Origin of the sequence: Tropicimonas sp. S265A, assembly GCF_049800835.1 — a bacterium.
Taxonomy (GTDB): domain Bacteria; phylum Pseudomonadota; class Alphaproteobacteria; order Rhodobacterales; family Rhodobacteraceae; genus Dinoroseobacter.
This window is the reverse complement of the sequence record NZ_JBNAFU010000003.1, coordinates 174,810-187,119: the sequence shown is the minus strand read 5'-3', so window position 1 is coordinate 187,119 and position 12,310 is coordinate 174,810. Positions and strand designations below refer to the sequence as shown.

General features: G+C 58.3%; 10 protein-coding genes and 1 tRNA gene. 1 reads left to right on the top strand and 10 read right to left on the bottom strand.

The features are described from left to right. Positions 1 to 97: 97 nt before the first annotated feature. The 8 genes from ACP15N_RS10960 to ACP15N_RS10925 form a co-directional block, all read right to left on the bottom strand. Positions 98 to 1,594 carry a mannitol dehydrogenase family protein gene (locus tag ACP15N_RS10960; RefSeq protein ID WP_425092311.1) on the bottom strand — a complete coding sequence of 499 codons (1,497 nt, stop codon included), beginning with the start codon at positions 1,592 to 1,594 and terminating at the stop codon, positions 98 to 100. Beyond that, positions 1,582 to 2,355 carry an L-iditol 2-dehydrogenase gene (locus ACP15N_RS10955; protein WP_425092452.1) on the bottom strand — a complete coding sequence of 258 codons (774 nt, stop codon included), beginning with the start codon at positions 2,353 to 2,355 and terminating at the stop codon, positions 1,582 to 1,584. The genes ACP15N_RS10960 and ACP15N_RS10955 overlap by 13 nt, the downstream gene beginning before the upstream one ends. Next, positions 2,352 to 3,356 (bottom strand): ABC transporter ATP-binding protein, encoded by a 1,005-nt coding sequence (locus tag ACP15N_RS10950; RefSeq protein ID WP_425092310.1) that lies wholly within the window; start codon positions 3,354 to 3,356, stop codon positions 2,352 to 2,354. Before ACP15N_RS10950 ends, ACP15N_RS10955 begins: the two co-directional genes overlap by 4 nt. Positions 3,357 to 3,368: 12 nt before the next feature. Beyond that, the gene (locus ACP15N_RS10945; RefSeq protein WP_425092309.1) at positions 3,369 to 4,199 is read right to left on the bottom strand and encodes a carbohydrate ABC transporter permease; all 831 of its coding nucleotides are present in this window, start codon (positions 4,197 to 4,199) and stop codon (positions 3,369 to 3,371) included. 10 nt (positions 4,200 to 4,209) lie between these two features. Continuing rightward, positions 4,210 to 5,076, bottom strand: coding sequence for a carbohydrate ABC transporter permease (locus ACP15N_RS10940; protein ID WP_425092308.1), 867 nt, complete (start codon positions 5,074 to 5,076; stop codon positions 4,210 to 4,212). 117 nt (positions 5,077 to 5,193) lie between these two features. After that, positions 5,194 to 6,498 (bottom strand): ABC transporter substrate-binding protein, encoded by a 1,305-nt coding sequence (locus ACP15N_RS10935; protein WP_425092307.1) that lies wholly within the window; start codon positions 6,496 to 6,498, stop codon positions 5,194 to 5,196. Positions 6,499 to 6,611: 113 nt separating this feature from the next. After that, complete coding sequence (locus tag ACP15N_RS10930) at positions 6,612 to 7,643, bottom strand: LacI family DNA-binding transcriptional regulator (RefSeq protein ID WP_425092306.1); 1,032 nt, start codon at positions 7,641 to 7,643, stop codon at positions 6,612 to 6,614. 510 nt (positions 7,644 to 8,153) lie between these two features. Next, positions 8,154 to 8,279 carry a hypothetical protein gene (locus ACP15N_RS10925; protein WP_425092305.1) on the bottom strand — a complete coding sequence of 42 codons (126 nt, stop codon included), beginning with the start codon at positions 8,277 to 8,279 and terminating at the stop codon, positions 8,154 to 8,156. 651 nt (positions 8,280 to 8,930) lie between these two features. Here ACP15N_RS10925 and ACP15N_RS10920 point away from each other — a divergent pair. Then, positions 8,931 to 10,562, top strand: coding sequence for an alpha-D-glucose phosphate-specific phosphoglucomutase (locus ACP15N_RS10920; RefSeq protein ID WP_425092304.1), 1,632 nt, complete (start codon positions 8,931 to 8,933; stop codon positions 10,560 to 10,562). A 135-nt stretch (positions 10,563 to 10,697) separates the two neighbouring features. Here ACP15N_RS10920 and ACP15N_RS10915 read toward each other — a convergent pair. After that, positions 10,698 to 10,773: transfer RNA gene (locus ACP15N_RS10915), tRNA-Thr, on the bottom strand. A gap of 31 nt (positions 10,774 to 10,804) precedes the next feature. Continuing rightward, a complete protein-coding gene (locus ACP15N_RS10910) occupies positions 10,805 to 12,304 on the bottom strand; it encodes a heme biosynthesis protein HemY (protein WP_425092303.1) in 1,500 nt (499 codons plus the stop codon). Positions 12,305 to 12,310: the final 6 nt, after the last annotated feature.

Genomic DNA, 12,310 nt, shown 5'->3' with positions numbered 1-12,310 from the left:
CAACGCAACAGTGTGGGAGGCAGAACAGGGCGTGTCACCGCTCGGATGCCCGTTCGTAGCCTGCCCTCGTGCCGGGGCGGGAGCGATCAGGTTTTCACTAGGAACCGAGGGCTTCGCTGTGCGCCTCGTCGAGGTACATGGAGAGTGTCGCCTGGCACCCATGCGTCCAAATATGCGCCAACCAGTAGCAAAACGCGTCGGTGAAAGGCTTTGCGTCCTTGAGATCGCCGTAGATACGGTCTTGGTCGAGCCAGGTCATCGGGTTTGTCCTCGCTGCCTTGGCCGCGGATGAAAGAGTATTCCACATCGGATCGTTTGCTTCGATCACGCTCCCATCCTCGCGGGTTCCCTCGCACATCCGCGCCCAGAAGGCTTCGACAAGCGCAAGCCCGTCTACGGAGCGTCCTGCGGCAAGGCGGTCGCGCAGGATTGGCAGAACAAAACCGGTGTGGCGGGCCGACCCGTCGAAGGCAACCCGGCGTGTCGTGTCGACAATCCGCGGGTTGGCAAACCGGTTTTCGATCAGCGTGACATATTCGGAGGGGCTCCTACCGGGCACGGGTGCGACCGTTTTGGCAATCTCGGTGCGCTGAACCCGCCCGAAAAACGCATTGATCCCGGGATGAGCCATGCATTCCGAGATCGTCTCAAGGCCCAGGATCTCGCCGACATTCGCAATCACCTGATGCCCTGCGTTGAGAATGCGGATCTTCATGGTCTCATAGGCATGAACATCATCCGAGAAGGTTGCGCCGACCTGGTCCCAATCCGGACGGCCTGCACAGAAGGCGTCCTCGATCACCCATTGTCTGAATGCCTCATGCGTTACCAGGGCCGGATCCTTGACACCGAATTGTGCCCCCAGCGCCAGTTCCTTTGGTCCGGTTGCAGGCGCGATACAGTCCACCATGGAATTCGGGAAGGCTCCTTTGGTGTCTATCCATGCTGCAAGGTCGGGATCGGACAGGCGCGCGAGGCAGACCACTGTTTGCCGGAGGATTTCGCCGTTGCCTTGCAGGTTGTCGCAACTGAGCCCGGTAAAAGGCGCGTGACCGGCCGCGCGTCGCAGCCGCAAGGCCGCGACGATGGCACCGAACACCGTGCGGGGGTGATCGGGATGCGCAGCATCGTGCACAATGTCCGGGTGTTCCGCGTCGAAACCCTTCGTGACAGGGTCGGTATAATAACCGCTTTCGGTCACCGTCATGGAAACGATCCGGATGGCGGGATCGGTCATGCGCGCGATCAGGGTCGCGTTGCCGTCTTCGATGGGCAGGTAGTCGATCATCGATCCGACAACTTCGGCGGAAATGTTCTTGGCATCAAGTTCGACCAGCGTCGTCAGGCAGTCCTGTGACAGCAGCTTCTCACGCATTGCGGCATCATACGGCCGCACACCTGCGCCGATAATGGCCCAGTCAAGGGCCTGTCCGGCTTGCATCAGTCGATGCAGATACCAAGCCTGATGCGCACGGTGGAAATTGCCGACGCCGATATGCACAATACCCGGCTTGAGTGCCGAGCGGTTGTAGCGCGGATGGTCAATTGCAAGTTGATCGAGGGTCGCATCCGAAAGGGAGATCAGCTCATCCATTGTCCACCATCCACGTTGTAGGTCTGAGCGACGATGTAATCTGCCGCATCACTGGCCAGAAAGACGGCCATCCCTGTCAAATCGTCGGGGGTGCCCATCCGTCCGTACGGCACGGCGGCGCCGACTTCTTTCTTCTTCTGTCCGGGGGCCTTTTGCTCGTACCTCGCAAAAAATGCGTCCACGCCATCCCAATGTTCCCCGTCCACGACACCCGGAGAAATGGCGTTCACATTGATGCCGTGTCGTATCAAATCGAGACCCGCGGATTGCGTCAGGCTGATGACCGCCGCCTTCGTTGCGCAGTAAACGCCGACAAGAGGCTCGCCGCGACGCCCGGCCTGGCTGGCCATGTTGATGATGCGTCCTTTTACGCCGGCGTCTATCATGTGCCGCGCAACGGCTTGCAGCGGGAAAAGGGTCCCGCCGACGTTGACGTCGAACACCTGCTGGTAGTCTTTGCGCGTGATTTCGACGATTGGCGCGGCTGTAAAAAGTGCGGCGTTGTTGATCAGAATGTCGATCCGGTCAAATGCGTCCACAGTGCTGGCGACGGCCTTGTCGATGCTGGCCTGATCGGTCACGTCCATCTGTACCGCATGGGCGGCGTCGCCCAGCTCTGCAGCGGTTTCACCCGCTCGGTCGAAGTCGATGTCGGCGATGGCGACCTGTGCGCCCTCGGCGATATAGGCTTTGGCAAAAGCCCGCCCGATCCCTCGGGCGGCGCCCGTTATCAGGGCTGATTTTCCAGCCAGGCGCATCAGCTGATCCTAAGGCCCTGGGCGTCGAACTTGTGCATCTGGTTCATCTGGGGCGTCAGGTAGATGGTGTCACCATGCTTGGCCTGGATGTCGCCTGTGATGCGCACTGTGACCATGTCCGCAAGCCCCGTGTCGTGGACATGGATGAACGTGTCGGAGCCGAGGTGCTCTGCAACGCCGACAACTCCCTTCCATGTGCCTTCGGTTTTGCTGACATCGGTGTGCTCGGGTCGAATGCCGATCGTGGCGGCCCCGTGCTTTTGCGCCTCCTCCCCCTTGATGAGGTTCATTTTCGGAGATCCGATGAACCCCGCGACAAACTCGTTGCGCGGGTTGTGGTACAGGTCCAGCGGAGAGCCGACCTGTTCGATGTGACCGGCGCGCAGAACCACGATCTTGTCCGCCATGGTCATGGCTTCGACCTGATCGTGCGTCACGTAAATCATCGTCGTCTTGAGCCGCTCGTGAAGTTCCGAGATCTCGAGCCGCATACCGACACGCAGCGCCGCATCGAGGTTCGACAAAGGCTCATCGAAGAGGAAAGCCGCAGGTTCCCGAACGATCGCACGGCCTATGGCCACGCGCTGCCGCTGACCACCGGACAGTTGCCCGGGACGACGGTCCAGATAGTCCGTCAGGTTCAGCGCCTTCGCCGCGGCTTCGATCCGGCGATTCTGCTCAGCCTCGTCGATCCCGGCCATTTTCATCGGAAAGGCGATGTTCTTGCGTACCGACATATGCGGATAGAGCGCATAGGACTGAAACACCATCGCCAGACCGCGTTTGGCCGGTGGCACATTGGTGGCATCGTTCCCATCGATTTCGATATGGCCTGAGGTAATGTCCTCCAACCCTGCGATCAGACGCAGGAGGGTGGACTTGCCGCAACCGGACGGCCCGACAAAGACCGTGAACTCGCCATCTTCGATTGTGAGATCAAGAGGTGGGATGACTTCGACTTCTCCGAAGCTCTTCGTCACCTGATTGAGTTTGATTTGTCCCATTGGTCTAGGTCCTTATTTCACAGCGCCAAAGGTCAGGCCGCTGACGAGTTGCTTCTGGCTGAACCAGCCAAGGATGAGGATCGGGGCGATGGCCATAGTCGACGCCGCACTGAGTTTCGCGAAGAACAGGCCTTCGGGACTGGAGTAGCTGGCAATGAAGGCCGTCAGTGGGGCCGCGTTGGCTGCCGTCAGGTTCAAGGTCCAGAACGCCTCGTTCCACGCCAGGATGAAGTTCAGGAGCAAGGTCGAGGCGATGCCCGGGATTGCCATTGGCGTCAGGACATACAAGATCTCTTCCTTGAGCGAGGCTCCGTCCATCCGCGCAGCTTCGAGGATCTCACCGGGGATTTCCTTGAAATAGGTGTAGAGCATCCAGACGATGATCGGCAGGTTCATCAGCATCAGGATGACAACCAGCGCGATGCGGCTGTCCAGCAGCCCGTAATTGATGCAGATAAGGTAGATCGGGTACAGAACACCTACTGCGGGGAGCATCTTGGTTGAGAGCATCCAGAGCAGGATATCCTTGGTCCGCCTGGAGGGCACGAAGGCCATGGACCACGCTGCCGGAACTGCGATCATGATCCCGAGAATCGTGGACCCCCCTGCGATGATGATCGAGTTCCACAGGAACTTGGCGTAGTTCGACCGTTCCATAACGGCTGTATAGTTTTCCAGCGTCCAGTCGAACGCGAGGAAAACCGGGGGATCAGCAATCGCTGTGGCTTCGGTTTTAAAGCTGGTCAGGATCGTCCAGAGGATCGGAAAGAAGATCAGCAGGCCGATCGCCCATGCGGCGGTCGTGTTGATGATCTTGCGTTGTTGAGTAACTGCGCGGGCCATGATTTCCTCCTCACGCGTCCAGGTTCTTGCCGACGATGCGCATCAGGAAGATGGCAACGATATTGGCGAGAATGATTGCGTAGACACCACCCGCCGAGCCGAGGCCGACGTTCTGGCTTTCGAGCACGCGCTGGAAAATCAGGTAGGTGAGCGTGCGCGTTCCGAAGGCACCCCCAGTGGTCACGAAGATCTCGGCGAAGATCGCCAGAAGGAAGATCGTCTGGATCAGCAGCACGATGGTGATCGCACGGCTGAGATGCGGCAGGGTGATGTAGGCAAAGCGCTTCAAAGGCGGTGCGCCGTCCATCTCGGCAGCTTCGAGTTGCTCGCTATCCAGCGACTGGATCGCCGTCAGCAGGATTAGCGTCGCGAAGGGCAGCCATTGCCAGGACACGATCATCACGATCGACGTCATTGATGCTTCAGACAGCCAGGAGACGGGTTCTGCCCCAAAAAACCGCCAGAGGTGCGACAGCAGCCCATTAGTCGGATCCATGAACATGTTCTTCCAGACCAGTGCGGACACAGTCGGCATGACAAAGAAAGGTGCGATTACGAGGATACGGACAATCCCTTGGCCCCACATTGGCTGATTCAGGAGGATCGCAAGCAGCACCCCGAGGACGATGGTGATGAAAAGTACGCCTCCAACGATCGTGAGCGTGGCCACGACAGACGGCCAGAACGCGCTTGAACTGACAAAACGAACGTAGTTGTCAAAACCGACCCACCCAAGATCACCGCCGCGCAGCGGCAGGTACTGCTTGAACGAGAAGAGCAGGGTCATGGTCAGCGGGACGAGCATCCATCCAAGGAGCAGGATCACTGCCGGCGCCATCATCAGGCGCGCCGCTGATCTGGAGTGTTTGGTAGCCATTGGGCGTACCTCCTCTGTTGATCGCCAAAGGCTATCTTAAAGCAGGATAGAAATTTGGAGATGGTTTGGTCCCGGGGAGCACTGAGGGAGGGGTGTGCCCCCCGGGAAGAGGAGCGCTTAGCGGTAGCCAGCGGCTTCCATGGCGTCGTTGGTCAGGGCTTGTGCCTTGGCCAAAGCTTCTTCGACAGTCTGTTGGCCTGCGTAGGCCGCCGAGAATTCCTGGCTCACTTCTGTGGCGATGCCGGCGAACTCGGGGATCGCTGCAAACTGAATGCCGACATAGGGCACAGGGTCCACGGTCGGGTTGTTTGGATCAGCTGACAGGATCGAGTCGAGTGTCATCTGAGCAAAGGGGATGTCCTTGTAGTTCGGGTTCTCGTAAAGCGAGATCCGCGCCCCGGGAGGAACATTGGCCCAGCCTTCGTTTTCCGCAACCAGCTCGATGTAGCTGGTCGATGTTGCCCATTCGATGAACTCTTTCGCTGCCGCTTCTTTCTGGGTCCCGGAAGGAATTGCGAGTGCCCATGCCCAGAGCCAATTGGCGTTCTTGCCAAGACCGGTGTTCGGTGCGAGTGCGAAGCCAACGCTGTCCGCCACTTCGGAATCTTCGGGATTGGTCACGAAAGACGCCGCAACTGTTGCGTCGATCCACATGCCGCACTTGCCCTGCTGGAACAGGTTCAAGTTCTCGTTGAATCCGTTTGTGGCATATCCGGTGGGACCCGACTCATCCATCGTGCCCTTGTAGAAGCTGAGTGTGTTGGCCCAGGCCTCTGTGTCGAACTGGGCGTTCCAGTCCTCGTCGAACCAGCGGGCACCGAAGGAATTGGACATTGCGGTGATAAAGGCGCCGCCTTCACCCCACCCGGCTTTGCCGCGCAGACAGATGCCGTTGATGTCGGCATCCCGATCTGTCATCGCAGCGGCGGCCTCACGGATGAATTCCCAAGTTGGGGATTTGGGCATTTCCAGACCGGCCGCTTCCATCAGGTCGGTGCGGTACATGATCATCGAGCTTTCGCCATAGAACGGAGCGGCGTAGAGCGTGCCATCGTGGCTGAGACCACCGCGCATGGCGGGTAGAATGTCATCGACGTTGTAATCATCTGAAAGATCGTCGAGGGCCACAAGCCAGCCGTTCGCACCCCAGATCGGTGCTTCGTACATGCCGATGGTCATGATATCGAACGAACCGCCCTTTGCGGCGATATCCGTGGTGACGCGCTGACGCAGCACGTTTTCTTCCAGTGTGACCCACTCGACTGTGTGGCCGGTTTTGTCGGTGAAATCCTGTGTCAGACCCTGCATACGGATCATGTCGCCGTTGTTCACAGTGGCGATGACAAGGTTCTCGGCGTGTACGCTGCTGCCTGCGACGACCGTCAACGCAGTTGCAGCAAGAAATGCTTTCTTGAGAGCCATCCTGAAAGTTCCTCCTCGTTGGATGATGTCGACCACTGTATCCAGCGCGGTAACGCGAAGTCAATTAAAAATTATCGCGCGTAAAATTTATGACATGCCTATCTTTTAGTCGCTTATGCCGAGTCTCGCATTATCAAACGGCCATCAAAAAGCGTTTCTGTCCGTTCGGACCCGTTTTCCTCGGAGTTCAGGATGCCGAACAACGTATTCACCGCACGATTCGCGATGGCCTCGTAGTCCTGGGCAATCGTGGTCAAAGGCGGGCATGTAAACCGCGAAAATGGATGATCGTCGTGCCCCGCAATGCGCAGTTCGCAGTTCGAGCCATGCCCGACGCGAATATCGCGGGCATAGGCAGCAGCCAGTACGCCAATCGCCAAGCGGTCGTTGCTGCACAGGATCGTGTTCGTTCGAAATGCCCTGTCCGAGAGCATTCTGCCGCCTTCAAGGCTTCCAATCTCCTCGAAGTTCCAGCCTTCTCCTTCGGCTTGGTAAATCTCCGGGGTCTGCCCGTGGCGTTCCATACTTTCGATGTAGGCTTGCCGACGCTTGTTCGCGTTCGGGTTGGATGGTGACTTCATCTCGAAAAAGCACGGCGGCTCGCCACTTCGGCACAGGTACTCGACCATCAGGTCGATGCTCTGCGCGTTGTTCGTCCCGACGAAGGCCTGCCCGACATCGTTGATGTTTGCGTCGAACAGAACCATGGGGAAATCAGCATCGAAAGCCTTTATGGCTTCTTTCTCCGACAATCGACCGAACGGGGCCAGCAACACGCCGGCAGGCTTCAGTGACCGTAGAGAGCTCAGATTGTCCCTCTCCATCGCGGGTGTCCCGTGAGAGCTGAGCAGGATGGGGCTGTACCCTGCATCGATACAGGCCAGTTCGACGCGTCGCGCAATCTCGGAGAAGAAAGGGTCTGCAAGGTTGGGTACGACGACCCCAAGGTTCTTGGTTTTGCGCCGGTTCTGATTTATCGCGAAGACATTCGGTTGATAGTCATGCTTGTCAAGCGCGGCTTCGATCTTCTTGCGGGTCGTGGCGCGGACGCTGTCGGGATCATTAAAGTACTTCGAAACTGTCGGGCGAGAAATTCCGCTAACGGCTGCGAACTCTTCCATGTTTCGAATTTTGCGGTCTGTCATTTTCCAATCAAGTCGTAAAGATCACGCGCGGTAAGTTATGTAACGTTATCCGTGCAGTCTTTGCGGAGTCAAGTTGGCGCGACCGCCGATAAAAAAGCCGACATAAACATAAAGAGAGCCCCACAGCGTGTTCTAAGCGCCAGAACAAGTTCTGCCCCGCAGGCGGCCGACGCGTTGTTGCATACAACAACCGGACAAGGGCACAGATCTGCAATATCGCGGGCGATATCGCGGCCCTGCCATGCGTTCATGGCCCCCGTGTCCGCACCGATAGCATCTGCCCAAGCCCAAAGCTGGAATGAAAGCGCAATACCAAGACCCGTGACCGCTTCTCAGGCGGCAACAGGTCGGTCGTCCGTTTTCCGGTTTTCAGTACGAGAAGACTGCACTCTCTCCGTGCAAATGGAACGCGATCGAGGGCTGCCCAATCTTGCCGCGGTGGGGTTCGCCGCAGGCGAGCAGGCCATCAGTCATTAGCGTGCGCATGATGACGGAGACGGTCTGTGCCCACTATCCGGTCTTGCGCGCGATTTCCGCCTTGGCGAGCCCACTTGCGTGCATCATCATCGACAGGAGATGGCGCTCGTTGTCGGCGCGCATACCGATTTGGTTGGAGCCGCGCGAGGCAGTTTCCATATGTGGTTCCCTCGCGATTTGCTTGGCATCCAATCACATCGCCGTCCCAAGCTCCCGCCGACGAGCGCAGGAAGATGGTCCGTAAAAAGGTATCTGGCGATAGATGAAGCAACATCGTTTAAAAGGTCAAAGAAGCGGTTCTGACACGCATGCGCGCATGAAAAAGGGATCGCTAAATCTCTCGATATGATGTCGGAAGCGGGTCGGTGTTAGCAAAAGTAGCAGGCAAGTTTTTCAAGTACTCACTACTTCGGAAACGATTGCAGGCATGTTTGCAATCGGTGGACGCGGTGGGCTGAAAAAGCTCAAGGAAAAAGGGCCAAAGCTGCCGCAGACTTCGGAGCCACGATCAGAACAAGGCCTGCAGTGCGATCCGTCATTCTAAACACGGGTGAAGCATGGCGCGCGCGGTACCGACGCGTCCCAAGATATCCGATCCACCACCTGTTGGGTTGGCGGGTATGCCGACCGGTCGGGCGGTGCTTACCGGCAACCCGGCAAAACCTTTCGGCCCCATCTATGAGAAGCCGATCTAGAACTTGACAGCCCCTTTTTCCACCGATGACATCGCACACTCTATCGCATTTGGATTACTCGGTGCGGATACGGCCGCGAGAGGCCAACCGCATACGAAAAAACTGGACAACGATCATGAGTTTCAAGACTGTTCCCACCACGCCCATTGCAGGGCAAAAACCCGGAACTTCGGGGTTGCGCAAGAAGACTGCTATCTTCCGCCAGCCAGGGTACCTTGAGAATTTCGTCCAATGCATTTTTGATGGCACGGGTGGCGCAACCGGCAAGACCTACGTGCTCGGCGGTGACGGCCGGTTCTTCAATGCTGACGCCATTCATGTGATCATCCGGATGGCGGCCGCAAACGGGGCCGCGCGCCTGATTGTGGGTCAAGACGGGATCCTGTCTACACCCGCCGTGTCCAACCTGATCCGAAAATACGAGACTGACGGCGGTATCATCCTGTCCGCGAGCCACAATCCCGGCGGAGAAGACGGGGATTTCGGGGTAAAGTTCAACGCTGCGAACGGAGGGCCTGCTCCTGAAAAAATCACCGACGCCATCTACGCCCGTACACAGAAAATCACCGAGTTTCAGATCGCCGAGGCATCAGCATGCCCCATCGATCAGATTGGCCAATTTTCCTTGGGTGCGACACAGATTGACGTGATTGACCCCGTGCAGGACTATGAAGACCTGATGCGCGTACTGTTTGATTTTGCGGCGATCCAGGCACTCTTCGCAGGTGGGTTCCGCATATGTTTCGATGCGATGCATGCCGTCACCGGACCATACGCAAAACGGATCCTCGAGGGCACACTCGGTGCCCCGGTCGGATCCGTGATAAATGCGCTTCCCTCGCCGGATTTCGGCGGTGGGCATCCCGACCCCAACCCGGTCTGGGCGCATGAACTCGTCTCCGCGATGTCGGGCCCAGATGCACCCGATTTCGGGGCTGCGTCGGATGGCGATGGGGATAGGAACATGATCATGGGTAAAGATACGTTCGTGACGCCCTCGGACAGCCTCGCGCTGCTGACGGCCCATGCGCATCTTGCACCAGCCTACGCCGGCAACTTCACCGGTGTGGCGCGGTCGATGCCAACAAGCCAGGCGGTGGACCGTGTGGCCGAGCGGCTGGGCATTCCCTGTTTCGAGACACCCACCGGCTGGAAGTTCTTCGGCAACCTGCTGGATGCGGGCAAGGCGACGCTGTGCGGAGAAGAAAGTGCCGGAACCGGCTCGAACCATATTCGCGAGAAGGACGGGCTTTGGGCTGTGCTTTTGTGGCTCAACATCCTCGCACGCGACGGCCGTAACATCGTCCAATTGCAAAAGGATCATTGGCGCAGCTTCGGGCGCAATTATTACTCGCGCCATGATTATGAAGAGATCCCAACAAAGGCAGCAACTGGGCTGATGACTGCATTGCGCGCGAGCTTGCCGGACCTGGCGGGAAAGACCGCCGGGGGCCTGATCATTCTGGGCGCCGATGACTTTTCCTATGCGGACCCGGTTGACGGGAGCCTGACCGAGGCGCAAGGCGTGCGTATCCGGTTCGAAGGCGGGTCCCGGGTGGTTCTGCGGTTGTCCGGAACGGGTACGCAAGGGGCCACGTTACGGGTATACCTTGAACGTTTTGTTCCAGCGGATGGTGATCATGCCATGAATGTGCAAGACGCGCTCAGCCCGGTCTTGGCCGCTGCAGAGACGCTTGCGCAGATCTCACACCATACCGGGCGGGACAAGGCCGACGTCATTACCTGAAAGGCGCAGGGCGGGGGAATCCGGGATTGATGCCCGTTTCGAAAAAGGAGCAGTCTTCCGCCACTTTTCAAGTATTTGCCTGTGGGCCATTGAGCACAACACGCAAACCCATCGACAGCTGACTTGGCAGAAAACTGGTGCCGCTGAAGGGACTCGAACCCCCGACCCCATCATTACGAATGACGTGCTCTACCATCTGAGCTACAGCGGCGTTTTGGTGACGCGCGTCCTAGCACCGAGTTTCAGGAAGCGGAAGCCCTATTTTTCTCCATGGTGTCCGCGTCGGACGCCTCGGCGGCATCGGCGTTTGGGGTGATGTCAACGACGTTGCTGTCAGCCGGCTCATCCGCGCCTTTGTCGTCCTCCAGAAGACCTACGATCAGCGGCAGCATTTCAGCCGATCCCGCCGAGCTGCCCTCGTCTTCCGCAGGCTCAACCCATGCGAGACTGTCGAAGGCATCGCAGTTGTTGCACACCGGAACCCAGCTGCTGTGTATCTTGTTGCAGTTCCCACACGTCCACTGGGGTCCTCTCGACGCCGTCACGGCCTTGGCAAGCCATCCACGAACCACCGCATCGGATCCGCCTTCGCCGCGTTCAATGGCGGCCATGATGGTCAGAGACCGGGCGGTCGGTGCGGTTTCATAGAGGTCTCCCAACGCCCGACGGGCTGCTGGAAAATCCTCTGCTGCGATGAACAATTCCGCCATCACGAGCTTCGATTCCAGATGATTTGGGTTGGGCTTGACCAACTGCTCGAAGCGTTTGATTCGTGCAGCTTCCGTTTCCTTCGGATCGATTTCGGCATAGGCTGCCGCCAGTTCCGGATGTGGGGCTTCCGCCCAGGCTTTCTTGATGGTTTTGGCCGCCGCCCGACCTTGCCCTGCAGCGGTTTGGGTCCGAGCGGTCAGGGCCGCCGCAGGCACGAACGACGGTGACAGTTTGTTGGCATCCGCGGCAAGCGTCGTCGCCTTGGCGGTATCACCGGACGCGATGCAGTCTTCAGCCTCGCAGTAGGCAAGGACAGCATCACGGCGCTTGTGAACATCGCGCGGCAGGGTGCCCGACTTAAGTTTTGCTGCCAGGGTCTTGCGTGCCCCTGCCCAATCCTCGGCTCCGGCCTGCAGACGCAACAGTGTATCCTGCATTTCCGCGTTTCGCGGTTTTAAGGCGAACGCTTTCTGAGCCAGCGCGTAGGCGGTCGCGGTATCGCCTTCGTCAAGCTTCTGGGAGAGTAATCCCCGCACACCGATGAACTTCGTCTGATCCTCGGTAAGCATGGATTTATAGACCTCGGAAGCCTTTTGCTTGTCACCGGAGCTCTCCGCAGCCTGCGCCATCAGAAGGTTCGTCAATTCCGGACGGTGCAGATAGCGCTCTGCCCGCATCGCCTTCGACATCGCGGTGCGCGGATCACCGGCTGCAAGGGCATTCATGCCTTGGGCCATGGCTTCGAACCCCTTGCGCTCCCGATTGCGGCTGAAATAACGGGAAATGGCAGTTTCATCGCCGTTCAGAAATTTCAAACATGCCAAGATGAGCCCGGCAAGTTTGAAAAGAAGCCACGCGGACCCCAGCAGAACGAGCATCAGGATGACCGCCGCCAAAGGCGTCAGTGTGAATTCCGTCGCTGCAACGGTTATCCGGATCGTTTCACCGGTTTCCGAAAGAAATGTTGCCCCGAAGGTCAACGCCGCGACTAGCACGACAAACAGAAGAATTTTAATCAATGACCAAAGCATGTGCGC

What these genes read in the sequence shown, in the direction of transcription:
- ACP15N_RS10910 (WP_425092303.1), bottom strand. Translation starts at nt 12,304, where the DNA reads ATGCTTTGGTCATTGATTAAAATTCTTCTGTTTGTCGTGCTAGTCGCG.
- ACP15N_RS10945 (WP_425092309.1), bottom strand. Translation starts at nt 4,199, where the DNA reads ATGGCCCGCGCAGTTACTCAACAACGCAAGATCATCAACACGACCGCC.
- ACP15N_RS10960 (WP_425092311.1), bottom strand. Translation starts at nt 1,594, where the DNA reads ATGGATGAGCTGATCTCCCTTTCGGATGCGACCCTCGATCAACTTGCA.
- ACP15N_RS10950 (WP_425092310.1), bottom strand. Translation starts at nt 3,356, where the DNA reads ATGGGACAAATCAAACTCAATCAGGTGACGAAGAGCTTCGGAGAAGTC.
- ACP15N_RS10935 (WP_425092307.1), bottom strand. Translation starts at nt 6,498, where the DNA reads ATGGCTCTCAAGAAAGCATTTCTTGCTGCAACTGCGTTGACGGTCGTC.
- ACP15N_RS10940 (WP_425092308.1), bottom strand. Translation starts at nt 5,076, where the DNA reads ATGGCTACCAAACACTCCAGATCAGCGGCGCGCCTGATGATGGCGCCG.
- ACP15N_RS10920 (WP_425092304.1), top strand. Translation starts at nt 8,931, where the DNA reads ATGAGTTTCAAGACTGTTCCCACCACGCCCATTGCAGGGCAAAAACCC.
- ACP15N_RS10925 (WP_425092305.1), bottom strand. Translation starts at nt 8,279, where the DNA reads ATGGAAACTGCCTCGCGCGGCTCCAACCAAATCGGTATGCGCGCCGAC.
- ACP15N_RS10930 (WP_425092306.1), bottom strand. Translation starts at nt 7,643, where the DNA reads ATGACAGACCGCAAAATTCGAAACATGGAAGAGTTCGCAGCCGTTAGC.